Annotated in this window: 28 protein-coding genes; 16 read left to right on the top strand and 12 right to left on the bottom strand. The window is 71.0% G+C overall.

All coding sequences use genetic code 11. From position 1 onward, the window contains the following. Window positions 1–54 precede the first annotated feature (54 nt). Window positions 55–1,704: a phospho-sugar mutase gene (locus tag OHS57_RS24235; RefSeq protein WP_328583320.1), complete on the top strand. Its 1,650-nt coding sequence runs from the start codon at window positions 55–57 to the stop codon at window positions 1,702–1,704. Window positions 1,705–1,725: 21 nt separating this feature from the next. Here the strand turns inward: OHS57_RS24235 and OHS57_RS24230 are convergent, their stop codons facing one another. After that, window positions 1,726–2,370 (bottom strand): PH domain-containing protein, encoded by a 645-nt coding sequence (locus tag OHS57_RS24230; RefSeq protein WP_041985232.1) that lies wholly within the window; start codon window positions 2,368–2,370, stop codon window positions 1,726–1,728. A 519-nt stretch (window positions 2,371–2,889) separates the two neighbouring features. Here OHS57_RS24230 and deoC point away from each other — a divergent pair. From deoC to OHS57_RS24205, 5 genes are all read left to right on the top strand, one after another. After that, entirely contained in the window at window positions 2,890–3,837 is a 948-nt protein-coding gene (gene deoC / locus OHS57_RS24225; RefSeq protein ID WP_328585155.1) for a deoxyribose-phosphate aldolase, read from the top strand. A gap of 1 nt (window position 3,838) precedes the next feature. Next, on the top strand, window positions 3,839–5,269 hold the full coding sequence (locus OHS57_RS24220; RefSeq protein WP_041985234.1) for an aldehyde dehydrogenase family protein: 1,431 nt from the start codon (window positions 3,839–3,841) through the stop codon (window positions 5,267–5,269). After that, the gene (locus OHS57_RS24215; protein ID WP_328583319.1) at window positions 5,262–6,149 is read left to right on the top strand and encodes an aldehyde dehydrogenase family protein; all 888 of its coding nucleotides are present in this window, start codon (window positions 5,262–5,264) and stop codon (window positions 6,147–6,149) included. Before OHS57_RS24220 ends, OHS57_RS24215 begins: the two co-directional genes overlap by 8 nt. Before the next feature lie 92 nt (window positions 6,150–6,241). Further along, window positions 6,242–6,538 carry a type II toxin-antitoxin system Phd/YefM family antitoxin gene (locus OHS57_RS24210; RefSeq protein ID WP_443042953.1) on the top strand — a complete coding sequence of 99 codons (297 nt, stop codon included), beginning with the start codon at window positions 6,242–6,244 and terminating at the stop codon, window positions 6,536–6,538. An 80-nt stretch (window positions 6,539–6,618) separates the two neighbouring features. Further along, complete coding sequence (locus tag OHS57_RS24205) at window positions 6,619–6,786, top strand: type II toxin-antitoxin system RelE family toxin (protein ID WP_328583318.1); 168 nt, start codon at window positions 6,619–6,621, stop codon at window positions 6,784–6,786. 2 nt (window positions 6,787–6,788) lie between these two features. On the opposite strand, the gene OHS57_RS24200 is transcribed toward OHS57_RS24205, so the two are convergent. Then, window positions 6,789–7,190: a hypothetical protein gene (locus tag OHS57_RS24200; protein ID WP_328583317.1), complete on the bottom strand. Its 402-nt coding sequence runs from the start codon at window positions 7,188–7,190 to the stop codon at window positions 6,789–6,791. Window positions 7,191–7,324: 134 nt separating this feature from the next. Here OHS57_RS24200 and OHS57_RS24195 point away from each other — a divergent pair, with 134 nt between their 5' ends. Then, entirely contained in the window at window positions 7,325–7,951 is a 627-nt protein-coding gene (locus OHS57_RS24195) for a hypothetical protein (protein ID WP_041985238.1), read from the top strand. Window positions 7,952–8,133: 182 nt separating this feature from the next. Here OHS57_RS24195 and OHS57_RS24190 read toward each other — a convergent pair whose 3' ends face one another. Beyond that, complete coding sequence (locus OHS57_RS24190; RefSeq protein WP_328583316.1) at window positions 8,134–8,865, bottom strand: SigE family RNA polymerase sigma factor; 732 nt, start codon at window positions 8,863–8,865, stop codon at window positions 8,134–8,136. 214 nt (window positions 8,866–9,079) lie between these two features. Between OHS57_RS24190 and afsQ1 the strand changes: the two genes are divergently transcribed. The 5 genes from afsQ1 (at window position 9,080) to OHS57_RS24165 (ending at window position 12,941) form a co-directional block, all read left to right on the top strand. Then, the gene (gene afsQ1, locus OHS57_RS24185; RefSeq protein ID WP_198533391.1) at window positions 9,080–9,757 is read left to right on the top strand and encodes a two-component system response regulator AfsQ1; all 678 of its coding nucleotides are present in this window, start codon (window positions 9,080–9,082) and stop codon (window positions 9,755–9,757) included. Then, window positions 9,754–11,331 carry an ATP-binding protein gene (locus tag OHS57_RS24180; protein ID WP_443042952.1) on the top strand — a complete coding sequence of 526 codons (1,578 nt, stop codon included), beginning with the start codon at window positions 9,754–9,756 and terminating at the stop codon, window positions 11,329–11,331. Before afsQ1 ends, OHS57_RS24180 begins: the two co-directional genes overlap by 4 nt. Window positions 11,332–11,372: 41 nt before the next feature. Beyond that, a complete protein-coding gene (locus tag OHS57_RS24175; RefSeq protein ID WP_041995269.1) occupies window positions 11,373–12,008 on the top strand; it encodes a hypothetical protein in 636 nt (211 codons plus the stop codon). A gap of 117 nt (window positions 12,009–12,125) precedes the next feature. Continuing rightward, complete coding sequence (locus OHS57_RS24170; RefSeq protein WP_041985246.1) at window positions 12,126–12,644, top strand: VanZ family protein; 519 nt, start codon at window positions 12,126–12,128, stop codon at window positions 12,642–12,644. A gap of 93 nt (window positions 12,645–12,737) precedes the next feature. Further along, window positions 12,738–12,941: a PspC domain-containing protein gene (locus OHS57_RS24165; RefSeq protein ID WP_041985248.1), complete on the top strand. Its 204-nt coding sequence runs from the start codon at window positions 12,738–12,740 to the stop codon at window positions 12,939–12,941. A gap of 64 nt (window positions 12,942–13,005) precedes the next feature. On the opposite strand, the gene OHS57_RS24160 is transcribed toward OHS57_RS24165, so the two are convergent. Both OHS57_RS24160 and OHS57_RS24155 read right to left on the bottom strand, forming a co-directional pair. Then, entirely contained in the window at window positions 13,006–13,353 is a 348-nt protein-coding gene (locus OHS57_RS24160; RefSeq protein ID WP_328583315.1) for an ATP-binding protein, read from the bottom strand. Window positions 13,354–13,490: 137 nt separating this feature from the next. Then, window positions 13,491–14,636 (bottom strand): adenosine deaminase, encoded by a 1,146-nt coding sequence (locus OHS57_RS24155; RefSeq protein WP_041995271.1) that lies wholly within the window; start codon window positions 14,634–14,636, stop codon window positions 13,491–13,493. Between the two features lie 220 nt (window positions 14,637–14,856). On the opposite strand from OHS57_RS24155, the gene OHS57_RS24150 reads away from it, so the two are divergent. After that, entirely contained in the window at window positions 14,857–15,537 is a 681-nt protein-coding gene (locus OHS57_RS24150; protein WP_328585153.1) for a dienelactone hydrolase family protein, read from the top strand. A 40-nt stretch (window positions 15,538–15,577) separates the two neighbouring features. On the opposite strand, the gene OHS57_RS24145 is transcribed toward OHS57_RS24150, so the two are convergent. Further along, window positions 15,578–16,519, bottom strand: coding sequence for a LysR family transcriptional regulator (locus tag OHS57_RS24145; RefSeq protein WP_328583314.1), 942 nt, complete (start codon window positions 16,517–16,519; stop codon window positions 15,578–15,580). 63 nt (window positions 16,520–16,582) lie between these two features. On the opposite strand from OHS57_RS24145, the gene OHS57_RS24140 reads away from it, so the two are divergent. Together OHS57_RS24140 and OHS57_RS24135 are read left to right on the top strand one after the other, a co-directional pair. Next, a complete protein-coding gene (locus tag OHS57_RS24140) occupies window positions 16,583–17,842 on the top strand; it encodes an MFS transporter (protein ID WP_328583313.1) in 1,260 nt (419 codons plus the stop codon). Between the two features lie 108 nt (window positions 17,843–17,950). Beyond that, window positions 17,951–18,934, top strand: coding sequence for a sigma-70 family RNA polymerase sigma factor (locus OHS57_RS24135; protein ID WP_328583312.1), 984 nt, complete (start codon window positions 17,951–17,953; stop codon window positions 18,932–18,934). Between the two features lie 107 nt (window positions 18,935–19,041). Here OHS57_RS24135 and OHS57_RS24130 read toward each other — a convergent pair whose 3' ends face one another. Next, entirely contained in the window at window positions 19,042–19,371 is a 330-nt protein-coding gene (locus tag OHS57_RS24130) for an STAS domain-containing protein (RefSeq protein ID WP_328583311.1), read from the bottom strand. Window positions 19,372–19,441: 70 nt separating this feature from the next. Here OHS57_RS24130 and OHS57_RS24125 point away from each other — a divergent pair, with 70 nt between their 5' ends. After that, window positions 19,442–20,104 (top strand): HAD family hydrolase, encoded by a 663-nt coding sequence (locus tag OHS57_RS24125; RefSeq protein ID WP_198533221.1) that lies wholly within the window; start codon window positions 19,442–19,444, stop codon window positions 20,102–20,104. A gap of 73 nt (window positions 20,105–20,177) precedes the next feature. Here OHS57_RS24125 and OHS57_RS24120 read toward each other — a convergent pair whose 3' ends face one another. From OHS57_RS24120 to OHS57_RS24100, 5 genes are all read right to left on the bottom strand, one after another. After that, window positions 20,178–21,455, bottom strand: a complete 1,278-nt coding sequence (locus OHS57_RS24120) for a thymidine phosphorylase (protein ID WP_328583310.1) — start codon at window positions 21,453–21,455, stop codon at window positions 20,178–20,180. Between the two features lie 78 nt (window positions 21,456–21,533). Further along, complete coding sequence (locus OHS57_RS24115; protein WP_328583309.1) at window positions 21,534–21,929, bottom strand: cytidine deaminase; 396 nt, start codon at window positions 21,927–21,929, stop codon at window positions 21,534–21,536. Next, a complete protein-coding gene (locus OHS57_RS24110; protein ID WP_041985270.1) occupies window positions 21,926–23,215 on the bottom strand; it encodes an ABC transporter permease in 1,290 nt (429 codons plus the stop codon). Before OHS57_RS24110 ends, OHS57_RS24115 begins: the two co-directional genes overlap by 4 nt. After that, the gene (locus OHS57_RS24105; protein WP_041985272.1) at window positions 23,212–24,342 is read right to left on the bottom strand and encodes an ABC transporter permease; all 1,131 of its coding nucleotides are present in this window, start codon (window positions 24,340–24,342) and stop codon (window positions 23,212–23,214) included. The genes OHS57_RS24110 and OHS57_RS24105 overlap by 4 nt, the downstream gene beginning before the upstream one ends. After that, window positions 24,339–25,880, bottom strand: coding sequence for an ABC transporter ATP-binding protein (locus OHS57_RS24100; protein ID WP_328585152.1), 1,542 nt, complete (start codon window positions 25,878–25,880; stop codon window positions 24,339–24,341). Before OHS57_RS24100 ends, OHS57_RS24105 begins: the two co-directional genes overlap by 4 nt. Between the last annotated feature and the right edge of the window lie 26 nt (window positions 25,881–25,906).

Below are 25,906 nucleotides of genomic sequence, written 5' to 3'. Positions count from 1 at the left end.
ACACCGGGCCACTTGCGAGCGGCGCCCGAGCGGGCGCGAGGAGGCTTCACCGTCGTGCAGCAGGACATCGTCGCGCGAGCCAGGGCCTGGCAGGCCGAGGACCCGGACAGCGACACCCGCGAGGAACTGGGCCGGATCATCGACGCGGGGGATCTCGACGCCCTCGCCGAACGGTTCGCCGGGACACTGCAGTTCGGTACGGCAGGGCTGCGCGGCGAGCTGGGCGCCGGGCCCATGCGGATGAACCGCGCCGTCGTCATCAGGGCGGCGGCCGGACTCGCCGCGTACCTCAAGGCCCGTGGCGACGGCGGCGGGCTGGTCGTCGTCGGCTACGACGCGCGGTACAAGTCCGCCGACTTCGCGCGGGACACCGCGGCCGTGATGACCGGCGCCGGGCTGCGCGCCGCCGTCTTCCCCCGCGCACTGCCCACCCCCGTACTGGCCTTCGCCGTACAGCACTTGGGCGCCGTGGCGGGCGTCGAGGTCACGGCGAGCCACAACCCGCCCCGGGACAACGGCTACAAGGTCTACCTCGCCGGCGGCTCCCAGATCGTGCCGCCCGCCGACGGCGAGATCGCGGCGGCCATCGCGGCGATCGGCGCGCTGGACACGGTCGCGCGGCCCGACGACGGCTGGGAGACCCTCGGTGAGGACGTCCTGACGGCCTATCTGGAGCGCGCGGGCTCGGTCCTGACGCCCGGCACACCCCGCACCGCGCGCGTCGTCCACACGGCGATGCACGGCGTCGGCACGGAGACGTTCCTCGCGGCCTTCGCACGGGCCGGTTTCCCGGAACCGGTGCTGGTGGCCGAGCAGTCCGAGCCGGACCCGGCCTTCCCGACGGTCGCCTTCCCCAACCCGGAGGAGCCGGGCGCCATGGACCTGGCGTTCGCCACGGCCCGCGCCGCGCGTCCCGACCTGATCATCGCCAACGACCCGGACGCCGACCGCTGCGCCGTCGCCGTCCCCGACGACACGGCCGAGGCCGGCTGGCGCAGCCTCAGCGGCGACGAGGTGGGCGCGCTGCTCGCGGCGCATCTCGTCCACAAGGGTGTGACCGGCACCTTCGCCGAGTCGATCGTCTCGTCCTCGCTCCTCGGCCGGATCGCGTCGGCCGCCGGGCTCGGGTACGAGGAGACGCTGACCGGCTTCAAGTGGATCGCCCGCGTCGAGGGGCTGCGGTACGGGTACGAGGAGGCGCTCGGGTACTGCGTCGACCCCGACGGCGTACGCGACAAGGACGGCATCACGGCGGCGCTGCTCGTCGCCGAACTCGCCTCGGAGCTCAAGCAGGCCGACCGTACGCTGACCGATCTCCTCGACGACCTCGCCGTCACGCACGGCCTGCACGCCACCGGCCAGCTCGCCGTCCGGGTCAAGGACCTGTCGCTGATCGCCGACGCGATGCGCAGGCTCCGCGAGCGGCCGCCGACGGAGCTGGCGGGGCTGCGGGTCGTCTCGGCGGAGGACCTGGCCGAGGGCACGCCGGAGCTGCCGCCCACGGACGGGCTGCGCTACCACCTGGAGGGCACGTACCGGGCCCGGGTCATCGTCCGTCCCAGCGGGACGGAGCCGAAGATCAAGTGCTACCTGGAGGTGGTGGTCCCGGTGGCGGCGGCGAGCGAACTCGACACGGTCAGGGCGGCTGCGGCTGAGGTACTCGCCGGGCTGAAGCGGGACCTGTCGGCGGCGGCCGGTCTCTGACCGGAGGCCCCGGGCTGTGGCTCAGCCCGTGACGAACAGCACGATCATGACGATGAGCCCGGCGACGCTCGGCGCGATCAGCTCGTACGCCCAGCGCACCACCGGAGCGCCCTGCGCGCCGGGCCGCTCGGCCCCCTGCTCGGCGAGCAGGCGCAGCTCGACCACGGCCTGGTCGGCGAGCGCGAGCTGCGCCTGGGCGGCGTGGTCGATCCGAGGCCGCACGGACGTCCTGTTGTACGGGTCCTGCGGAACGTCCCGCGGGGCCCGCGCCTGGCGCCGCGACGCGCGCTTGCGCTGCCGCAGCGAGACGGGCACGGCCCACATCGGGAACCGGCCGCCCTCGACCTGCACGTCGGTCGTGTACCGCGCCTCCACGCCGGTGACGGCGGCCCACGGGACGGTGATGCTGCGGAACGGGTTACGGATCCGCAGCAGATCGGCACCGGCGAAGACGGCGGGGCGCAGCGTGTACGCGAAGATCAGCGGCACGGCGAAGATCAGCCCGGCGAGCGCGATCCACGGGGCCCGCCCGGTCCCCCGAACGAGCGCGTCACCCCCGAGCCAGAACGCGAGCACAAGCAACAGCACACCCCCGGCGATCCCGGCACCGGACCGGAAGACGCGGTCGGCGTAGGTCGGCGTGGGGGTGGGGTCGGGGGTCGTCATACCCCGATTCTGCCGTATCGCCTTCCGGCGGGGGGTGCGGGTCTTGGCTGCGCCGGGTTGTGCGTGTGCCGGTGTCCGGGTCCTGCGGAGGGGGGTGTCCGGACTGCTTGTCGCATGAGCTCCTTCGCTTTACGTCCGGACACCCCCCTCCTCCGGCCCCGGCCCCCTCCCGTCCGGTGGTCGGCCACACCCGCCCGCGTCAGCGCGGGTGAGCGGTGCCCTGCGGGTCGAGGGAACATCCCTGGCGTGAACGCCCGGCCGCCGGCCCTTGGTGGTCGCGGGGCAGCCGATTCGGGCGGCTGGGGTGAAGGGGGTCGTGCAGGGGTGGTGTCCGGAGCGTAGAGCGTGATTTGTGGCGCATCTTTGCGGTGGCTCCGCGTCTCGGGAGTACGCGCCGTAAATCATGCAGCGCAGGACGCCTCCCCGGAACGACACCCGGCAACCACCGCAACCAAGAACCCGCAACCACCCACCCCCTGTACATTCCGCTACGCGCGTAGATATGCTCGGGTGGTGACCATGCCGCCACCCGCACCCCCATTCGCCGACGTGACCGCGTCCGACAGCTCGCTGCGCCGCTTCCTGCACGGGCTCCCCGGCGTCGACGCCGTCGGTCTCGAAGCCCGCGCCGCATCGCTCGGTACGCGTTCCGTCAAGACCACGGCCAAGGCCTACGCCATCGACCTCGCCATCTCGATGATCGACCTGACGACGCTCGAAGGCTCCGACACCGCCGGTAAAGTCCGCTCGCTCGCCGGCAAGGCGATGAACCCCGACCCCACCGACCGCACCGCCCCCAGAACCGCCGCGCTCTGTGTCTATCCGGACATGGCGGCGACAGCCGCAGCCGCGCTCAAGGGGTCCGGCGTCAAGGTCGCCTCCGTCGCCACCGCGTTCCCCGCAGGCCGCGCCTCGCTCGAAGTGAAGCTCGCGGACACGCGCGACGCCGTCGCCGCGGGCGCCGACGAGATCGACATGGTCATCGACCGTGGCGCGTTCCTCGCCGGGCACTTCCTGAAGGTGTACGAGGAGATCAGGGCCGTCAAGGAGGCCGCGGGAGCCGCCAGGCTCAAGGTGATCTTCGAGACCGGCGAGCTGTCGACGTACGACAACATCCGCCGCGCCTCCTGGCTCGGCATGATCGCGGGGGCCGACTTCATCAAGACGTCCACCGGCAAGGTCGGCGTCAACGCCACCCCAGCGAACACGCTGCTGATGCTGGAGGCCGTGCGCGACTTCCGGGCGCAGACCGGGGTGCAGATCGGGGTGAAGCCGGCCGGCGGCATCCGTACCAGCAAGGACGCCATCAAGTTCCTGGTGCTGGTCAACGAGACCGCGGGCGCGGACTGGCTGGACAACCACTGGTTCCGCTTCGGCGCCTCCAGCCTGCTGAACGATCTGCTGATGCAGCGTCAGAGGCTGGCGACCGGCCGGTACTCCGGCCCCGACTACGTGACGGTGGACTGACATGGCATTCGAGTACGCACCCGCACCCGAGTCCCGCTCCGTCGTCGACATCGCGCCGAGCTACGGCCTGTTCATCGACGGCGAGTTCACGGAGGCGGCGGACGGCAAGGTCTTCAAGACCGTCAGCCCGGCCACCGAGGAAGTCCTGTCCGAGGTCGCGCTGGCCGGGGCTGCCGACGTGGACCGGGCGGTACGGGCCGCCCGCAAGGCGTTCGAGAAGTGGTCGGTGCTGCCGGGCGCCGAGCGCGCGAAGTATCTGTTCCGGATCGCCCGGATCATCCAGGAGCGCTCGCGCGAACTGGCGGTCCTGGAGACGCTGGACAACGGCAAGCCGATCAAGGAGACCCGCGACTTCGACCTGCCCCAGGTCGCCGCGCACTTCTTCTACCACGCGGGCTGGGCCGACAAGCTGGACCATGCCGGGTACGGTCCGGACCCGCGCCCGCTGGGTGTCGCGGGGCAGATCATCCCGTGGAACTTCCCGCTGCTGATGCTCGCGTGGAAGATCGCGCCCGCGCTGGCCACCGGCAACACGGTGGTGCTGAAGCCCGCCGAGACGACTCCGCTCAGCGCGCTGTTCTTCGCCGACGTCTGCCGGCAGGCGGGCCTGCCCAAGGGCGTCGTGAACATCGTGACGGGTGACGGCGGCGCCGGCGCCGCGCTGGTCGAGCACCCGGACGTCGACAAGGTCGCCTTCACCGGGTCGACCGCCGTCGGCAAGGCCATCGCCCGGCAGATCGCGGGCACGCGCAAGAAGGCCACGCTCGAACTGGGCGGCAAGGGCGCGAACATCGTCTTCGACGACGCGCCGATCGACCAGGCGGTCGAGGGCATCGTCACCGGGATCTTCTTCAACCAGGGCCAGGTCTGCTGCGCCGGGTCGCGGCTGCTCGTACAGGAGTCGGTCCAGGAGGAGTTGCTGGACTCGCTGAAGCGCCGGCTGTCCACGCTGCGCGTGGGCGACCCGCTGGACAAGAACACCGACCTCGGCGCGATCAACTCCGCCGAGCAGCTGGCCAGGATCAGGGCGCTGACGGAGCAGGGCGAGGCGGAGGGCGCGGAGCGCTGGTCGCCGGAGTGCGAACTGCCGTCGTCGGGTTACTGGTTCGCGCCGACGCTGTTCACGAACGTCACGCAGGCGCACACGATCGCGCGGGACGAGATCTTCGGTCCTGTGCTGTCGGTGCTGTCGTTCCGTACGCCGGACGAGGCGGTGGCGAAGGCCAACAACAGCCAGTACGGGCTGTCCGCCGGCGTCTGGACGGAGAAGGGTTCGCGGATCCTCGCGGTCGCGAACAAGCTGCGGGCGGGCGTCGTCTGGGCCAACACGTTCAACAAGTTCGATCCGGCGTCGCCCTTCGGCGGTTACAAGGAGTCGGGCCATGGCCGCGAGGGCGGTCGGCACGGCCTGGAGGCGTACCTAGATGTCTGAGTCACGACTGACCGTCTTCAAGACCTACAAGCTGTACGTCGGGGGCAAGTTCCCGCGCAGCGAGAGCGGCCGGGTGTACGAGGTGACGGACTCCAAGGACAGGTGGCTGGCGAACGCGCCGCAGTCCTCCCGGAAGGACGCGCGTGACGCGGTCGTGGCGGCGCGCAAGGCGTTCGGCGGCTGGTCGGGCGCGACCGCGTACAACCGCGGTCAGGTGCTGTACCGGGTCGCGGAGATGCTGGAGGGCCGCAGGGACCAGTTCGTACGGGAGGTCGCCGAGGCGGAGGGGCTGTCGAAGCCGAAGGCCACCGCTGTGGTGGACGCGACGATCGACCGGTGGGTCTGGTACGCGGGCTGGACGGACAAGATCGGCCAGATCGTGGGCGGGGCGAACCCGGTCGCGGGTCCGTTCTTCAACCTGTCCACGCCCGAACCGACCGGTGTGGTCACGGTGCTGGCCCCGCAGGACTCGTCGTTCCTTGGCCTGGTCTCGGTGCTGGCGCCGGTGATCGCGACGGGCAACACGGCGGTCGTGATCGCGAGCGAGCGCGCGCCGCTGCCGGCGCTGTCGCTCGGCGAGGTGCTGGCGACGTCCGACGTCCCGGGCGGCGTGGTCAACGTACTGTCCGGCAGGACGGCGGAGCTGGCGGCGCCCCTGGCGGCGCATCAGGACGTCAACGCGATCGACCTGGCGGGCGCGGACGAGACGCTCGCGAAGGAGCTGGAGATCGCGGCGGCCGACAACCTCAAGCGCGTGCTGCGCCCGGCCGACGAGGACTGGCTGGGCGACCCGGGCACCCACCGGATGACGGCGTTCCTGGAGACGAAGACGGTCTGGCACCCGACCGGCGCCCTGGGCGCCTCGGGCTCGTCGTACTGAGCGAAAACGTAACGACGGCCCGCGTTCCCTCGTTTGGGGGAACGCGGGCCGTTTTCGTCGTGTACTAGCGTACAGAAGATTACACTTCTTGCATGAGCGAAGCACCCATCCTGGACGGCCCTGAGCCCGCCGGGATAAGCGAATTCACCATGACCGACGCCCGCGCGAAGTTGGGCACGCTCGTTCGCCGCGTGGCGCACTCCCACGAACGGATCGCGATCACGGACCACGGGCACGTGGCAGCCGTCCTGATCAACGCGCACGATCTGGAGGACCTTGAGGACGCGCGCGCGCTCGCCGAGTACCAGGCGGAGAAGGCGAACGGCACGCTCGTTACCGTGCCCCACGAAGAAGTGAAGCGCATGCTCGGGATCGAGCACGACTCGTGAGGTACCGGATCGAGTGGCGTCAGGTCGCCACGAAAGCCGCCGAGCGCTTCATGACGGAGGATCCAGCCGGATTCTTACAGGTGTACGAATCCCTGTTCCTGCTCGCCGACGAACCCCGCCCCCAAGGCTCGACCTCGTTCGGCTCGTGGGACGTCCGCCGCATCCATATCGGCCTGTACCGCGTCCTGTACGAGATCGAGGACGCGACCATCACGATCGCCGTCATCCACGTAGGCCGCGTCCCCTGACCTCAGCCGGGGAGCAGGCCCGTCGCCCGGCCGACGACCGGGAGGTCCTGGAGGGCGCCGCCGTTGGTGACCGGGTCGGTGACCAGGGCCGTCGACAGCGGTTTGAAGTCGGCCACCTGCGTGCCGACCGCGTTGTCCAGCGGGTCGACGCCCGTGTTCGCCAGCGGGTCGAGCTTCAGGCTGGTCAGCGGGGAGACCGCGCCCGTCGTCGAGTGGGTGAGCGCGCCGGTCAGGCCCTGGGTGGCCGCCGTGCCGGCGCCCGCGAGCAGGGGTGCGTCCGTGTCGGCGGCCGCGGCCTGGGCGGCCGTGCCGGCCAGGCCGAGCGCGGCGCCCGCGGCTGTGACGGTGAGTCCGGCGCGCAGCAGAGTGCGGCGCGGGGAGGTGCGGGCTGCGTGACGTGCCATGAGATGTCCTGCCTGGCCGGGGGTGAGCGGAATGACACGAAGCGTAGTTGACGGGTGACTCCCCGTACCACTTCATCGGCCGTATCGGTCCCCGGGGATCCCTTCCGCGGGCGCATGCCGCAGACTGGTGTCCCGTGAGCTCCCAAACCGCCCTGCCCCTTGTCGTGCTGCTCGCCGGCCCCTCGGGGTCGGGGAAGTCGTCCCTGGCCGCCCGTACGGGCCTGCCGATCCTGCGTCTTGACGACTTCTACAAGGAGGGTGACGACCCGACACTTCCGCTGGTCCCCGACAGCGCGGACATCGACTGGGACTCGGTGCGGTCCTGGGACGCGGAGGCCGCCGTCGCCGCGGTGGCCGAGCTGTGCCGTACGGGTCGTACGACCGTTCCCGTCTACTCCATCGCGACCAGCTCGCGGGTGGACACCGAGACGCTCGACACCGCCGGTGCGCCGCTCTTCGTCGCGGAGGGCATCTTCGCCGCCGACATCGTGGCCCGGTGCGGCGAACTCGGGCTGCTGGCCGACGCGCTGTGTCTGCGCGGCCGGCCTTCGACCACGTTCCGGCGCCGGCTGCTGCGGGATCTGCGCGAAGGGCGGAAGTCGGTGCCGTTCCTGCTGCGGCGCGGCTGGCGGCTGATGCGCGCCGAGCGGTCGATCGTGGCGCGCCAGACGGCGCTCGGCGCGTATCCGTGCGCGGGTACCGAGGCGCTGGGCCGGATAGCCGAGGCGGCCAGGGGCCGCTCCGTCGCGGTCTCTTCGTAGCCCCTTCGCGTTCCCGGGACATACGAACGGAGCCAGCCAAGACCCCCCGGCCTGGCTGGCTCCGTCGCACCCCCCGGTGCTGCCCCCCGTGATTCCCCCCGCTTTCCCCCCGGTGTTCCCCCCTGTTTCCCCCCACCGCTCCTGCCGTCTCCCCCGAAACGACAGGCCCCCCCCCGCAGCCTTCAGGCCACCAACTCGCCGAAGGACTCTTCCTCGTCACGGCCGAAGCTGAGGACCTGGTCCTCGCGCAGCCGGCGGAGTGACCGCCAGATGCTCGACTTCACCGTGCCGACACTGATGTCGAGGATGTCCGCGATCTCCGGATCGGTGCGGCCCTCGTAGTAGCGCAGTACCAGCATCGTGCGCTGCAGCTCGGGGAGGCGCGCGAGCGCCTGCCAGAGCACGGCGCGCAGTTCGGTGCCGCGCATCGCGTCGGTGTCGCCCGCCGTCTCCGGCAGCTCCTCCGTCGGGTACTCGTTGAGCTTGCGCCGCCGCCAGGCGCTGATGTGCAGGTTCGTCATGGTGCGGCGGAGGTAGCCACCGACCGCGGCCTTGTCGCTGATCCGGTCCCAGGCCCGGTACGTCGAGAACAGGGCGCTCTGGAGCAGGTCCTCGGCCTCGAACCGGTCGCCGGTCAGGTGGTAGGCCGTCGCGTACAGCGAGGCGCGGCGCTCCTGTACGTAGGCGGTGAACGCCGCTTCGGCGTCCGAGGCGGCCGAGGCGTCCGCACGCTCCGTCGCCCCCGCCGTCCCCCCTGCCGCGTCCACGACCGTCATGTACGGCGGCTTGTGCTGGCGCCCGGCGCCGCGAACGCACCCCCGCCCGTTCACGGCGCCGGACTTCTCTGCGCTCCGTACGACGTCGTGCAGACGCGTGACCACCGCGCTCGAACTCGTCTCGTGCAGTGCGTTCATCTCGCGCCCCCCGTCGGTTGGAGTCTGCTTGCCGTGTGTCGAAAAGCTTGCCCACGCGATTTCATGGCCCTGTCCTTCGACTGTCACAGGGCTGTCACAGGGGGTCGCCGCCCTTGTGCGACGGAGCCGGAAACAGGCGGTTGAACAAGGGCCGAACAGCTGGGAGCGCTCCAACTGTCGAACTCCGGTCCCCCCATGGGCCAGAATGACCTCTGTGCCTTTCCTGTTGCTGATCGAGGACGACGACGCCATCCGCACGGCCCTCGAACTCTCGCTGTCACGCCAGGGCCATCGAGTGGCCACCGCGGCGACGGGAGAGGACGGCCTGAAGCTGCTCAGAGAGCAGCGGCCCGATCTGATCGTGCTGGATGTGATGCTGCCCGGAATTGACGGTTTCGAGGTGTGCAGGCGCATCAGGCGTACGGATCAATTGCCGATCATTCTGCTGACCGCGCGCAGCGACGACATCGACGTGGTCGTCGGTCTTGAGTCCGGCGCCGACGACTATGTCGTCAAGCCCGTCCAGGGCCGGGTGCTGGACGCCCGGATCAGGGCCGTGCTGCGGCGTGGCGAACGGGAGTCGACGGATTCGGCGACGTTCGGCGGGGTGGTGATCGACCGCTCCGCGATGACGGTCACGAAGAACGGCGAGGATCTGCAGCTCACGCCGACCGAGCTGCGGCTGCTGCTGGAGCTGAGCCGGCGGCCGGGACAGGCGCTGTCGCGCCAGCAGTTGCTGCGGCTGGTGTGGGAGCACGACTATCTGGGCGACTCGCGTCTGGTGGACGCGTGTGTGCAGCGGCTGCGGGCCAAGGTGGAGGACGTGCCGTCGTCGCCGACGCTGATCCGTACGGTGCGCGGGGTGGGCTACCGGCTGGACGCGCCTTCGTGACCGACGCACCGGTGGGGGGCGGGACGGACACCGTCCCGGTGGGTCCTGCGGGCCCGACGAAGAAGGCGATCCTGGCGGGGCTGCGCTGGACCAGTCTGCGGCTGCGGCTCGTGGTCGTCTTCGGCGCCGTCGCGCTGACCGCCGCCGTCTCGGCGTCGGGGATCGCGTACTGGCTCAACCGCGAGGCGGTGCTGACCCGTACGCAGGATTCGGCGCTCGACAGCTTCAAGCAGGAGATGCAGAACCGCGCCGCCGTACTGCCGTTGCGGCCGCGCCAGGACGATCTGCGCACCACGGCGCGGCAGATGGCCGGTGACAACACCGGGGACAACGTGCTGCTGCTCGGCGAGGACAGCGAGGGCAAGCAGATCGTGGGCGCTTCGGACCCGGACGCCTTCGCGCTGAAAGATGTGCCCGACGCGCTGCGGCAGGCGGTGAACGAGCGGCAGAAGGTCACGTCAGGCAACCGGTATCCGTACCACCTCTTCTGGCAGCGCACCGAGCGCGACGGCAAGCCGTACCTGGTGGGCGGCACCCGTATCACCGGCGGCGGGCCGACCGGTTATCTGTTCAAGTCCCTGGACCAGGAGCGGGCCGATCTCAACTCGCTCGCCTGGTCGCTGGGGATCGCGACGGGGCTGGCGCTGATCGGCTCGGCGCTGCTGGCGCAAGCGGCGGCGACGACCGTGCTCAGGCCGGTGCAGCGGCTCGGCGAGGCGGCGCGGCGGCTCGGCGAGGGCCGGCTCGGCACCCGGCTGCGGGTCTCCGGCACCGACGAACTGGCCGATCTTTCCCGGACGTTCAACAGCGCCGCCGAGTCGTTGCAGAAGCGGGTCGCCGACATGAGCGCCCGCGAGGAGTCGAGCCGCCGCTTCGTCGCCGACATGTCGCACGAGCTGCGTACGCCGCTGACCGCGCTCACGGCGGTGACGGAGATCCTGGAGGACGAGGCGGAGAACCTCGACCCGATGATCGCGCCGGCCGTGACGCTGGTGGTGAGCGAGACCCGCAGGCTCAACGAGCTGGTGGAGAACCTGATGGAGGTGACCCGCTTCGACGCGGGTACGGCGCGGCTCGTCCTGGACGATGTCGACGTCGCCGACCAGGTCACCGCGTGCATCGACGCGCGCGCCTGGCTGGACGCCGTGGAACTGGACGCCGAGCGGGGCACGATGGCGCGGCTCGATCCGCGCAGGCTCGACGTCATCCTGGCGAATCTGATCGGCAACGCGCTCAAGCACGGCGGCTCGCCGGTGCGGGTGGCGGTGCGTACCGAGGGCGACGAGCTGGTGATCGAGGTACGGGACCACGGCCCTGGCATCCCCGAGGACGTCCTGCCGCATGTCTTCGACCGCTTCTACAAGGCGAGCGCGTCCCGGCCGCGCTCCGAGGGCAGTGGCCTGGGGCTGTCGATCGCGATGGAGAACGCGCACATCCACGGCGGCGACATCACGGCGCGCAACGTGCCGGACGGCGGCGCGATGTTCGTCCTGCGGCTGCCGCGCGACGGGTCGGAGGCGGCCGACAGGGACGCCGACGGCGACGGGGCGGGCGGCGGGGGCGGGGCGCGGTGACGGCACGGGTGAAGGTGCGGGTGAAGGTGCGGACGGCACAGATGAGGACGGCGAAGCTGCGGGCGGCCGGTGCGGCGCTGGCGCTGGCCGGTGTCGTCGTCCTGGCCGGCTGCGGGATCAGGACCACGTCCGTACCGGTCGACGCGGGGGCGGCGCCCTCGCGGATGCCGTGCGAGGTGGACAAGAAGGACGTGATCACCCGGTCGAGTCCCGGGGTGCCGGTCCGGGTCTATCTGGTGTGCGCCTCCGGTCTGGTGTCGGTGGAGCGTTCGGCGCAGATCCCGCTCCAGCGGACGGCCGACGACCGGGAGAAGATCGCACAGGCGCTGCTGGACGAGTTGCAGGCGCAGCCGTCGTCGAGCGAGCACGCGGCGGGCTTCACGACGTACGTCCAGCCGCCGCTGATCCTCGGCTCGGACCGCAAGGGCGATCCGCCGGGCACGCTGCGGATCAGCCGGCAGCCGGAGGACCTGGCGTCGTCCGCGCTGGCGCAGATCGTCTGTACGTTCGTGGAGAACGGCGCGACGGACGAGTCGCAGGCGCGGGCCGGGCAGGTGGTGCTGGGCGGTCCAGGCGACTACCCGGCGCACGGCTACCGGTGCGACAAGGAGCTGAAGACCAGGCCCGACGCGCCGGTGCCGACGTTCGGGCCGCTGCCGTCCGCATCCGCCGAATGAGTGACTCCGGTCTCATGAGCCTGTTCGCCACGACCCGGCGGAACCGATACTGACGGGCGCCGCGTCTTGAGATTCGTGCGCCATGGTCCGGACGGCAACGCCGTCACCCGCTTGCGTATGGCGGGATTCGCTCTCCTCCTCATGCATCTGCTGCTCGTGGGGTGGCTGACACTCCGTCCCCTGGACGTGACGTGGGTGAGCGCGGCCAATCTGCGCCCCTTCGCCGGCATCCGGGCCGATGTGGCGCTCGGCCCCTTCGAGGCGGCGAGACGGATCATCGGCGGTGTCGTCCTGCTGGCCCCGCTCGGTGTGCTGCTGCCGATGGCGGGCGGCCGGCTCCATGTCTCCCCCTGGGCCTCGCTGGCCCGCACGGTCGCGGCGGGCGCGCTGATCTCGCTGGGCATCGAGCTGTTGCAGACGGGGGTGCCCGGCCGGGTCGCCGACGTGGACTCGGTGCTGCTGGGCACCCTGGGCGTGGCGCTCGCGCATGTGCTGTTCGTACCGGCCGGGCGGGCGAGGCTGCGCCGTGAGCGGCTGGGCGGCCGGGATGACGTACGGGCGGCGGAAGGCATCCCGCAGGAGGAGACCCCCGCCGGCGCGACCCCGACGATTCCCAGGGTCCGCATCGCACCGTAGAGCGAGGCGTCATTCCGCTTCCGGAGCCACCATGGAAGCAGTGGGAGAGCACACGGAAGGTGCTCCCCGGACGGTCTCACGAAGGAGCCCACCATGGCCGCATCACTTGTCCGCCCCCGCGAAGGGCGCATGATCGGCGGGGTGTGCGCGGCGCTGGCACGGCGCTTCGGCACCTCGGCGAACACCATGCGCGTGATCTTCGTGGTGTCCTGTCTGCTGCCGGGTCCCCAGTTCCTGCTCTACCTGGCGCTGTGGGTACTGCTGCCGGGCGAGAAGACGGCATCGGCCGCCTGGTAGTCGTCACGACGCAGTGGGGCGCGCATCCGGTCCGGATGCGCGCCCCACTGCTGTAGGCGGCGGGTCAGCCGCCGAGCGGGATTCCGTTGACGGGCAGCCCGCCCTGCGCGAGCCCGTTGACCGGCAGCCCGCCGAGGAGGCCGCCCACGGGGTTGGCGGTCTTGACGGCGTCGAGCACCTGCGGGGAGGTCTGCCGGACGGTGCCCAGCGCGCTGCGGCTCGCCGTCACCCCGTCCGACGCGCCGGCCGGGAGCTGGGAGGCGACCTCGTCGACGGGCAGGGTCTGGGTGACGGTGTCGAGCGCGCCGGCCGGGTCGGGCAGGGGCGCGGCTGACGCGCTGCCCGCTGCGGTGGCTGCGAAGGCGGCACCGAGAGCAACGGCACCGATGGTCTTGACGGCGGACTGCTTCATCTGAGATTTCGTCCTTGGGGAATGGGGAATCTGAGCGGCTCTGCAAGTTAGTCAGCGTCGCGCCTGTCCCGCAAACACCTGGAAGCGGCGGGAATTTCGTGTTCCCGGCCGCTTCCCGATAGATGTGATGGACGTATTCAGGAGAGAGAGTCGCTGGTCACAGCCGTCTGCTTGAACAGCCATTCGGACTTCAACTCGGCATATCCGGGCTTGATCACATCGTTGATCATGGCGAGTCGTTCATCGAAAGGAATGAATGCTGATTTCATCGCATTGACCGTGAACCACTGCATGTCGTCGAGTGCGTAGTCGAACGTGTCGACCAGCAGCTCGAATTCGCGGCTCATGCTCGTACCGCTCATCAGCCGGTTGTCCGTATTCACGGTCGCCCGGAAATGCAGTTTACGCAGCAGCCCGATGGGGTGTTCACGGTACGAGGCGGCGGCGCCGGTCTGCAGGTTGGAGCTGGGGCACAGCTCCAGCGGGATGCGCTTGTCCCGTACGTACGCGGCGAGCCTGCCCAGGGTGACCGTGCCGTCGTCGGCGACGGTGATGTCGTCGATGATCCGCACGCCGTGGCCGAGCCGGTCGGCGCCGCACCACTGGAGCGCCTGCCAGATCGACGGCAGCCCGAACGCCTCGCCCGCGTGGATCGTGAAGTGGTTGTTCTCCCGCTTCAGATACTCGAAGGCGTCGAGGTGACGGGTGGGCGGGAAGCCGGCCTCGGCGCCCGCGATGTCGAAGCCGACGACGCCCAGATCCCGGTAGCGGTTGGCCAGTTCGGCGATCTCCAGGGCGCGCGCCGCGTGCCGCATCGCGGTGAGCAGGGCGCCGATCCTGATCCGGTGGCCGCTCTCCCTGGCCAGCCGCTCGCCTTCCCTGAAGCCCGCGTTGACGGCCTCGACGACCTCTTCGAGGCTCAGCCCGCGCTCCAGGTGCTGCTCGGGCGCGTAGCGCACCTCCGCGTACACGACGCCGTCCTCTGCGAGGTCCTGCGCGCACTCCGAGGCCACCCGGAACAGCGCCTCACGCGTCTGCATGACGGCGCAGGTGTGCGCGAACGTCTCCAGATAGCGTTCCAGCGAACCGGAGTCGGCCGCCTCGCGGAACCAGATGCCCAGCTTGTCGGACTCGTGCTCCGGCAGTGCCTCGTAGCCGACCTCGCGCGCGAGTTCGATGATCGTGCCGGGGCGCAGTCCGCCGTCCAGATGGTCATGGAGAAGGACCTTGGGGGCACGGCGGATCTGGTCGGCTGTGGGCGGTCGGAAGGTCTGGCTCGTCATCTGCACATGGTAGCTCCTACGCGCGTAGAACCAGGAGCGTCGATACGTAACAGTGACCGTGCCGAGGGGTGGCGTACACCTGTCCTTCTGAGACTGTTCTGTTATGGGACAGCAGTCAGTTCCCGCGGGCGGCGGATCGGGGCATATGCAGCACACAGAACCACAGGCGCAGTTGGGGCGCGCGGTCGTGGCGGCGCCGGGCGGCGCGTCGGTCGGGGGCGTGGTGCTCGTGCTCCCCGCGGGTGAGCCCTTCTCCGTACGCAGACCGACGCGCGTGTCGCGGGCCGCCGTGCAGCCGCTCGCCAAGTCGCTCGGCAGAGCGGGCGCGCCCGAGGGGCTGTTGGTGCATGTGGTGCGCTACCGCAACCGTGGCTGGAACGGCCCCGACGCGCATCCGTCGGCCGACGCCGAGTGGGCGGTGGACGAAGTCGGCCGCCGCTACGGCGATGTGCCGGTCTGTCTGGCCGGGTACGGGATGGGCGGCCGGGCCGCCCTGCGCGCCGCCGGGCATCCGGCGGTCAACTCCGTCCTCGCGATGGCGCCTTGGCTGCCGGACGACGATACGGCCGAGACGGCGGAGCCGGTGCGGCAGCTGGTGGGGCGGCGGGTGCTGATCGTGCACGGCACGAACGACACGCGCACCGACCCCGAACTCTCCTTCCGGCTCGCCGAACGCGCCAAGAAGGCGAACCGCGACACCTGCCGGTTCGAGGTGCACTCCGACGGTCACGCGCTGCGCCAGCACCACGCCGAAGTCCTCGCGCTGGCGACGGACTTCGTCATGGGTTCGCTGCTGTCGCGGGCGTACTCGCGACCGGTCGCCGACGCGCTGGCTGCGCCGCCGCCACTGGGGCTGCGGATGCCGCTGGCGGCGGGCTTCGGGCGGTCGTTACGGCCCTAGGGCCTGTCGGGGTTTCCGCGACGAGGTCCCTCACCGAGGCTCAGTCCGGGAGCAGTTGGCCGCGCCGGGAGAGCAGGAACCGCTTGAAGGCGGCCACCGGCGGGGTGTCCTCGTAGCCGTCGAGCCAGGCGATGCCGATCTCCCGTACGGCGCGCGGCGCCGTGACGGTCAGTTCGACAACTCCCGGGCGCGGCACGGCCGGTGGCGGGAGCAGGGCGACGCCGAGCCCCGCGGCGACGAGACCGCGCAGCGTCTCGGCCTCCTCGCCCTCGAAGGCGACGCGCGGCCGGAAGCCGGCCTCGGCGCAGAGGTCGTCGGTGATCCTGCGCAGCCCGTAGCCGGGTTCCAGGGTGACGAACGCCTCCTCGGCCGCCTCGGCGAGGCGGACCCGGCGCCGGGCGGCGAGCGGGTGGTCGTCGGGGACGACGAGCCGCAGCCGCTGCTCGTCGAGCCGGTGGCCGACCAGGTCGGGGCTGTCCGGCACGGGCGAGGTCAGACACAGGTCGAGCGTTCCGGCGCGCAGCCCCTCCAGCATCGCCTCGCCGTAGTTCTGCACGAGTTGGAAGCGGACGCGGGGGTGGTCGGCGCGGAAGGCGCGGATCAGCGCGGGCACGGTCTCCGAGCCCATGGTGTGCAGGAAGCCGAAGACGACCCGGCCGGACGCCGGGTCGGCGTCGGCCCGTACGGTCTCGGCCGCGCGCTCCACCTCGGCGAGGGCGCGTTCCACCGCGGCGAGGAAGGTCCGGCCCGCGTGGGTGAGCGCGACCGTACGGCCCTTGCGGGCGAACAGCCCTACGCCCAGGTCCTGTTCGAGCCTGACCAGCGCCCGGGAGAGGGTGGACTGCGGGACCCCCAGCTCCTGGGCTGCCCGGGTGACGTGTTCGTGGCGGGCCGCCGCGGCGAACTGCGCGAGGCGGGGCGCGAGCAGTTCGGACCAGGACTCGGGGTCCTGATACGGCCGTGAGCTGGGTTCATGCACCATGGGAACGATTATGGCGTTTCCGTGCATTGGACGCATGAGTGGGCGGGTCCTTACGTTCGGGTCATGTCGTCAGTCAGTACGGAGCAGATCAGCGGTGGCCGGGTGGCCGCCGCGCCCGCCACGGCCGCCGCGCCCGCCGACACGCGGCTGTCCCCCGGGAAGCCCGGCTACCGCCGGATGAGCCTCGCGCTCTTCGCCGCCGGGGTCGCGACCTTCGCCCTGCTCTACTCGACGCAGGCGCTGCTGCCCGCCGTCTCCACCGGTCTCGGGGTCACGGCGAGCCAGGCCAGCTGGACGGTGTCGGCGGCGACCGGCGCGCTCGCGCTGTGTGTGCTGCCGCTGAGCGCGCTCAGCGAACGGTTCGGCAGGCGCACCCTGATGACCGCGTCGCTGGCCGTCGCCGTCGCCCTGGGCCTGCTGGTGCCGTTCGCGCCGAACCTCGAATCGCTGATCGCGCTTCGCGCCGTGCAGGGCGCCGCGCTCGCCGGGCTGCCGGCGTCGGCGATGGCGTTCCTCGCCGAGGAGGTACGGCCCAAGGCGCTGGTCGCGGCGATCGGCATGTTCGTCGCGGGCAACAGCATCGGCGGCATGAGCGGGCGGATCCTCACCGGCTGGGTCGCCCAGCTGTGGGGCTGGCGGGTGGCGCTCGGCGTGGTCGGGCTGCTGGCCGTGGGGTGCGCGGCCGTCTTCCGCGCGCTGCTGCCGCAGGCACGGCACTTCACGCCGCGCCCGCTGAGCGTGGCCGGTCTCGCGCGGACCGTGCGCGGTCATCTGAGCGATCCGCTGCTGCTGCGGCTGTACGCGATCGGCGCGCTGTTCATGACGGTGTTCGGCGCGGTCTACACCGTGATCGGCTACCGGCTGGTGGCGGCGCCCTTCAGCCTGCCGCAGGGGATCGTCGGCTCGGTCTTCCTCGTCTATCTGGTCGGTACGGTCTCCTCGGCGACCGCGGGCCGGCTCGTCGAACGGCTCGGCAGGCGCGGCGCGCTGTACCTGGGAGCGGGTACGACGGCGGCCGGGCTGCTGCTGACGCTGTCGGACGCGCTGGCCGCCGTGCTGCTGGGGCTCGTACTGATCACGGCGGGCTTCTTCACCGGTCACGCGGTCGCCTCCTCGTCGGTGAGCCGTACGGCGCGGACCGGTCGTGCGCAGGCCTCCGCGCTGTACCAGTCGGCGTACTACCTGGGCAGCAGCGCGGGCGGTGCGCTGGGCGCCGCCGCCTTCCACGCCGCGGGCTGGGGCGCGACGGTGCTGCTGGGGCTGCTCGCGGTCGCCGGGGTCGCCGCCGTCACGCTGTACGGGACGTACGCGGCCCGCGACTGACCTCGTCGGCCACCGCTGTCACCTGGGAGTTTCGCCGTGCGGCCGCGATTGTCAGTGGCCTGCTGTAGCTTCCGAAGGACAGGCGACCGAGCGGCACCGAGGTGACCCATGACTGATCTCGCGACGACCGAGAATCTGGACGTCCGGCTGGAGAAACACCGGACGGAGCTGACCGGCTACTGCTACCGCATGCTGGGCTCCGCCTTCGAGGCCGAGGACGCCGTGCAGGACACGATGGTGCGCGCGTGGCGCAGCTTCGACAAGTTCGAGGGCAGGTCGTCGCTGCGGTCGTGGCTGTACCGCATCGCGACGAACGTCTGCCTGGACATGCTGAACGCGGGCAACCGCAGGGCCCGGCCGATGGATCTGTCGGCTCCGACGCCGGTGGCCCAGGCGCAGCTCAACAGCCGCCCGGAGATCACCTGGCTGGAGCCGGTGCCGGACGGCCGGGTACTGCCTTCGGTGACGGACCCGGCGGAGGCCGCTGTGGAGCGCGAGACGATCCGGCTGGCCTTCATGGCGGCGTTGCAGCATCTGCCGCCGAAGCAGCGCGCGGTGCTGATCCTGCGGGAGGTGCTGGCCTGGAAGGCGAGCGAGGTCGCCGAGCTGCTGGACACGACGGTCGCCTCCGTGAACAGCGCGCTGCAGCGGGCGCGGGCGACGCTCGCCGAGTCGGCGCCGGCCGCCACGGACACGGCGGACCCGCTGGACGAGGAGCAGAAGGAGCTGCTGGAGCGCTATGTCGCGGCCTTCGAGGGCTACGACATGAAGGCGCTCACGGCGCTCCTCCACGAGGACGCGACGCTGTCCATGCCGCCGTACGACCTGTGGCTCCAGGGCCACGACAACATCGTGGGCTGGATGCTCGGTGTCGGATCGGTCTGCCGCGACTCGCGACTGGTCCCGGTCGTCGCCAACGGCTCACCCGCGTTCGCCCACTACCACCAGGCGGAGGACGGCAACGGCCACACGCCGTGGGCGCTGATGGTCATCGAGATCGTGGACGGCCGGATCACGGGGATCAACTCCTTCCTGGACACGGACCGCTGGTTCCCGATGTTCGACCTGCCGATGCGCCTCGAAAAGGAATGAGCAGGGCGAAGATCCTGGTCGTCGGCCGGGCGGGACGGAGCCGGACGGGAGCGGCGGGTGCCCGTCGGCCTCGCCCGGGAAAGCCCGTGCGGGCGGGTATGCGGTGATCAGGCCGGCGCCTCTCCCTTCGGGGTGGTGCCCGTCGCACCGTCCCCGGCCAGACCGGCAAGGCCGACCAGCTCCAGCAACAGCAGCAACTCCTGGCCCGCGCCCCGCACCCGCACCCGGCGCCCGCTGCGGCCCGCGAGCAACCGCAGCCGGGCCAGGGCGCTGACCGCGTCCAGGCCCGGCCGGGTGAGGCCGCCGACGTCGCAGACGACATCGGCGCCCGCCGGGGCCCGCGCGTCCAGCGCGGCCCAGTCGTCGCAGAGCCGGCGCACATCGGCCGGGGTGGGCCGGCCGGCCAGGACGAGGACGATCGGTTTCGTGTCAGCCACACCTACAGTGACCGTGGCAACGGCCAGAACTCATCGCAGCCGCCCGCACACAGCCCGTACGCTGCCGGTCATGACCCACGATCCTGTCGAACTGGTGATATTCGACTGCGACGGTGTCCTGGTGGACAGCGAGCGCATAGCCGTCCAGGTGGACGCCCAGGTCTTCGCCAAGCTGGGCATCCACTTCACGGAGGCGGAGATCGTCGAGCGGTTCGTCGGCTGCTCGGCGGAGGACTTCGACGCGGCGGTCGAGGAGCGGCTGGGCCGCCCGCTGGAGCCGGGCTGGCACCGCGAGTTCACCCACCTCTACGACGCGGCGTTCGCCGCGGGGCTGACGGTGATCGACGGAGTCGGTGACGTACTGGAGCGCCTGGGTATCCCGTTCTGCGTCGCGTCGAACAACAGCCACGACGGGATCCGCCGGAATCTCACCACGACGGGCCTGTACGGCCACTTCGAGGGCCGCGTCTTCTGCGCGTCCGACGTCGCCCGGGGCAAACCGGCCCCGGACCTGTTCCTGCACGCGGCCCGCACCCTGGGCGTCCCCCCGGCCCGCTGCGCGGTGGTGGAGGACAGCCCGTACGGCATCGCGGCGGCACGAGCGGCCGGCATGCGCGCCTTCGGCTACAGCGGCGGCCTCACCCCGGCCCACCGCCTCACCGGCCCGGGCACGGTCGTCTTCCGCGACATGCGCGACCTCCCGGCCCTGCTGACGGGCCGCCCCGTCAACTGACGGCGTCAATTTCCCGCCGTATTTCCGACGCCGGTTTCCGACGCCGACACCGGACAGGGCGGCCCTCCCGAGGTCAGGCGATGCGTTCCCGCACCACCCGGGTCGGCTCGTACGCCGTTCCCGTGGCCGCGATGTCGTACGCGGACGCCAGGGCCTCCTCGGCGTAGGCGAACTTTTCCGGGGTGTCCGTGTGGAGGGTGAGGAGGGGTTCGCCCGCTGTCACCTGGTCGCCCGGCTTCGCGTGGAGTTCGATGCCCGCGCCTGCCTGGACCGTGTCCTCCTTGCGGGCGCGGCCCGCGCCCAGGCGCCAGGCGGCTACGCCTACGCCGTACGCGTCGAGGCGGGTGAGGACGCCGGTGGCGGGGGCCGTGATGACGTGCTGTTCGCAGGCCACCGGGAGCGGGGCGTCCGGGGCGCCGCCCTGGGCTGCGATCATGCGGCGCCAGACGTCCATCGCCGAGCCGTCGGCCAGGGCCTTCTCCGGGTCGGCGTCCTTCAGGCCCGCCGCGTCGAGCATTTCGCGCGCCAGCGCGAGGGTCAGCTCCACCACGTCGGCGGGGCCGCCGCCCGCCAGGACCTCGACGGACTCGCGGACTTCGAGCGCGTTGCCCGCGGTGCGGCCGAGCGGGGTCGCCATGTCCGTGAGCAGGGCGACCGTGCGGACCCCGTGGTCGTTGCCGAGGCCCACCATGGTCGAGGCCAGTTCGCGGGCGTCCTCGATGGTCTTCATGAACGCGCCGGAGCCGACCTTGACGTCCAGCACCAGCGAGCCCGTGCCCTCGGCGATCTTCTTGGACATGATCGAGGAGGCGATCAGCGGGATCGCCTCGACCGTGCCCGTCACGTCGCGCAGCGCGTACAGCTTCTTGTCGGCGGGGGCGAGACCGTCGCCGGCGGCGCAGATCACGGCGCCCGTGGTGTCGAGGACGTCCAGCATCTCGGCGTTGCTGAGGGTGGCGCGCCAGCCGGGGATGGACTCCAGCTTGTCGAGCGTGCCGCCGGTGTGGCCGAGGCCGCGTCCGCTGAGCTGCGGTACGGCGGCGCCGCACGCGGCGACGAGCGGGGCGAGCGGCAGGGTGATCTTGTCGCCGACGCCGCCCGTCGAGTGCTTGTCGGCGGTGGGCCGCGACAGCGCGGAGAAGTCCATGCGCTCGCCCGAGGCGATCATCGCCGCCGTCCAGCGGGCGATCTCCGCCCGGTTCATGCCGTTCAGCAGGATCGCCATGGCCAGCGCCGCCATCTGTTCGTCGGCGACCTCGCCGCGCGTATAGGCGTCGATCACCCAGTCGATCTGCTCCGGGCTGAGTTCGCCCCGGTCCCGCTTGGTGCGGATGACTGAGATGACGTCCATGACGGTCCTTTCGAAATTCACACGTGCAGGGAAAAGCGGCCCCTCCGCCGCCGGGTCGCGGCGACGGAGGAACCGGTCTCAGTTCAGATGCTGCGGGCCGAACGCCTGCGGCAGCATCTGATCGAGGGTGCGCAGCCCCGCCGGGGTCTCCAGCACCAGGGCGGGGCCGCCGAACTCGTACAGCAGCTGGCGGCAGCGCCCGCACGGGACCAGCACGTCGCCGGCCCCGTCGACGCAGGTGAAGTGGGTGAGCCGGCCGCCGCCGCTGAGCAGCAGCGCCGAGACGAGTCCGCACTCCGCGCACAGGCTGATGCCGTACGAGGCGTTCTCCACGTTGCAGCCGGTGACCGTACGCCCGTCGTCGACCAGCGCGGCCGCACCGACGGGGTACTTGGAGTACGGCGCGTACGCGCGGGACTTGGCGTCCCGCGCGGCCGCGCGCAGGGCGTCCCAGTCGACGGCGCCCGCCGTCACTGGCCCTGCCCCCTTCGGTAGCGCATCCCGTCCGCCTTCGGCATCCGCAGCCGCTGCGCGGACAGCGACAGCACCAGCAGCGTGACGACGTACGGGGTGGCGCCGACGAAGTCGTCGGGCACGGTATCCGTCAGCAGGTACCAGACCAGGATGACCGCGGCCATGACCGCGCTCGCGATGGCCTGGACCTTGACCTTCTTGTACGCCTTCCACGCGGCGAGCAGCACGAGCAGCACCACCAGCAGGAGCAGCAGCGCGTGCACGGTGTCACCGCCGTTGCGCAGCTGGAGCGCGTCGGAGAAGCCGAACAGTCCCGCGCCCATGGCGAGTCCGCCCGGCCGCCAGTTGCCGAAGATCATCGCGGCGAGACCGATGTAGCCGCGGCCGCCGGTCTGGTTCTCCAGGTAGATGTGCGAGGGGACGGTCGCGAGGAACGCCCCGCCGAGTCCGGCGAGCCCGCCGGAGATCGCGACGGCCATGTACTTGTACGAGTACACGTTGACGCCGAGCGACTCGGCCGCGATCGGGTTCTCACCGCAGGAGCGCAGCCGCAGCCCGAACGGGGTCTTCCAGAGCACCCACCAGGTCACGACGAAGAGCAGCGCGGCGAAGATCGTCAGTACCGAGAGGTTGGTGATCAGACCGCCGAGGATGCCGGCGATGTCGGAGATCAGGAACCAGTGGTGGTTGGCGAGCGAGTTCAGCCCCGAGGAGAGCCCGGGGATGGTCACGTCCGGGATCGAGTCGACGGGCGGCGACTGCTTGGGGTTGCCGCCCGCCTCCAGTGCCTTGCCGGAGTTGAAGAAGATCTTGGCGAGGTACTGGGTGACGCCGAGGGCGAGCAGGTTGATCGCCACACCGGAGACGATGTGGTCGACACCGAAGGTGACCGTGACCACGGCGTGCAGCAGACCGCCGAGCACGCCGAAGCCGACGCCCGCGAGCAGTCCGAGCCAGGGGCTGGACTGCCAGCCGATCCAGCCGGCGCCGAACGTGCCGAGGATCATCATGCCTTCGAGGCCGATGTTGACCACGCCCGCACGCTCGGACCAGAGACCGGCGAGGCCGGCGAGGCCGATCGGTACGGCGAGACCGAGGGCGGCGCTGATCTGGCCGACGGAGTCGAGCTGGTCGGAGCCGGTGAGGATCCGGACGGCGGAGACCAGTATCAGCGCGCCCGCGATGATCAGCAGGATCCGCGAGAAGGACAGCTTGGACCGCCGCGATCCGGCGCCCGGTGCCTTCGGGGCCGCGGGAGGCGGGGTCTCGGTCATCGTGGCGGTCATCGCGCCACCTCCAGCTTCTCGGTCGTGGCTGCCTGGCCTGCGAGTTCGGCGCCGACCCGCTGCTGCTGGCGCTTGAGGCCGTAGCGGCGTACGACTTCGTAGGCGATGACGACGCACAGGACGATGACGCCCTGGATCACGCCGAGGATCTCCTTGTCGTAGCCGATGAGTTCCAGATGGTTGGTGGTGCGCTCCAGATAGCCCCACAGCAGCGCGGCCAGCGCGATACCGACCGGGTTGTTGCGGCCGAGCAGGGCGATGGCGATGCCGGTGAAGCCGATGCCGAGCGGGAAGTCGTTGCTGAACTGGTGGCTGTCGTTGAGCAGCGTCGGCATGCCGATGAGACCGGCCATGGCGCCGGACAGCAGCATGCTGGTGACGATCATCTTCTTGACACTGACACCGCTGGCCGCGGCTGCCGACTCCGACTGGCCGACGGCGCGCAGGTCGAACCCGAAGCGGGTACGGCTGAGCACGAACCAGTAGCCGATCCCGGCGACGGCGGCGATGACGATGAAGCCCCACAGCTCACCGGCGGCGCCGGTGTTGATGCTGAAGAACCACGCCGACTTCGGCAGGCTCTTGGTGGAGACGAGCGTGCCCGCCTGGTCGAGCCGGCCGAGCCGTTCCGGCTGGAGCAGATAGGCGATGACCGCGGTGGCGATGGAGTTCAGCATGATCGTCGAGATGACTTCGCTGACCCCGCGTGAGGTCTTGAGGATGCCGGCGATGCCCGACCACATGGCGCCGACGAGCATAGCCACCAGGATGATGACGATGATCTCGATGATGCCCGGCAGATGCAGGGTCGCGCCGACGACGGCGGCGAAGAAGGCAGCGATGCGGTACTGGCCGTCGACCCCGATGTTGAACAGGTTCATCCGGAAGCCGATGGCGACGGCGACACCGGCGAGGTAGTACGTCGTCGCCTTGTTGAGGATGTAGACCTGGCTGTCGCTGGCGGAGCCGTAGGACAGCATGTCGTTGAAGGCGTCGAAGGGGTTCTTGCCGGTGGCGAGGATGACCAGCGCGGTGACGATCAGCGCGGCGACCAGGGCCAGCACGGGGGCGGCGACCGCGAGGACCAGCCGCTCCTTGTCGAACCGGGAGGTGAGGGTCTTCTTCATCGGTTCTCCTCCCCGGTGTCACTCGTGGCGCTCGTGTCCAGATGGCCGCTCGCGGCGCCCGTCATGGCCGAGCCCAGCTCCTCGGGGGTGATCGTGGCGGGATCGGCGTCGGCGACCAGGCGGCCGCGGTACATGACCCGCAGGGTGTCGGACAGGCCGATCAGCTCGTCCAGGTCGGCGGAGATCAGCAGGACGGCCAGGCCCTCGCGCCGGGCCGCGCGTATCTGGTCCCAGATCTGCGCCTGCGCGCCGACGTCCACGCCGCGCGTGGGGTGGGCGGCGATCAGCAGCTTGGGGGTGTGGCTCATCTCGCGGCCGACGATCAGCTTCTGCTGGTTGCCGCCGGACAGCGAGCCCGCCGTGACCTCGATACCGGGGGTGCGTACGTCGTACTCGCGCACGATCCGCTCGGTGTCGGCACGCGCGGCCTTGCCGTCGAGCAGTCCGTGCCGGGAGCTGGGCGCCTCGGTGACATGGCCGAGGATGCGGTTCTCCCACAGCGGCGCTTCGAGCAGCAGCCCGTGCCGGTGGCGGTCCTCGGGGATGTAGCCGATGCCGGCCTCGCGGCGCTTACGGGTCGGCGCGTGGGATATGTCGGCGGTGCCGAGGGTGATGACCCCGCCGTCCGGGTCGCGCAGGCCCATGATCGCCTCGACCAGTTCGGCCTGCCCGTTGCCCTCGACCCCGGCGACGCCGAGGACTTCGCCCTGGTGGATGGTGAAGCTGATCCCCGCGAGCACGTCCCGTACGACACCGTCGGTGTCGGTGGCGGTGAGCGTCAGGTCCTGGATCCGCAGCATGGGGGTGTCGGTGACGGTCGACTCGCGCGTCTCCGGGGAGGGCAGCTCGCTGCCGACCATCAGCTCGGCGAGCTGCTTGGAGGTGGTGGAGCGCGGGTCGGCGGTGCCGACGGTGGTGCCGCGGCGGATGACGGTGATCTCGTCGGCGACCGACAGCACCTCGCCCAGCTTGTGGGAGATGAAGATGACGGTGAGGCCTTCGGACTTCAGTCCGCGCAGGTTGTCGAAGAGCGCTTCGACCTCCTGCGGCACGAGGACCGCGGTCGGCTCGTCGAGGATCAGCGTGTGGGCGCCCCGGTAGAGCACCTTGAGGATCTCGACGCGCTGCCGGTCGGCGACGCCCAGCTCCTCGACGAGGACGTCGGGGCGTACGCCCAGACCGTACGCGTCCGAGATCTCCTGGATCTTGGCGCGGGCGGCGGAGCCGATGCCGTGGAGCTTCTCGCTGCCGAGAGCGACGTTCTCCAGGACGGTCAGGTTGTCGGCCAGCATGAAGTGCTGGTGCACCATGCCGATGCCGCGCGCGATGGCGTCGGCGGGGCTGCCGAAGGTGACCTGACTGCCGTCGACGGTGATGGTGCCCTCGTCCGGCTTCTGCATGCCGTAGAGGATCTTCATCAGGGTCGACTTGCCGGCCCCGTTCTCACCGCAGAGCGCGTGGACGGTGCCTCGGCGGACGGTGATGTCGATGTCGCTGTTGGCGACGACACCGGGGAAGCGTTTGGTGATGCCGCGCAGTTCGACGGCGGGCGGGCTGGACGCGT

The sequence above is a fragment of the Streptomyces sp. NBC_00370 genome (assembly GCF_036084755.1).
In the GTDB taxonomy this organism is placed as follows: Bacteria; Actinomycetota; Actinomycetes; order Streptomycetales; family Streptomycetaceae; genus Streptomyces.
This window is presented reverse-complemented; position numbering and strand designations above follow the sequence as displayed.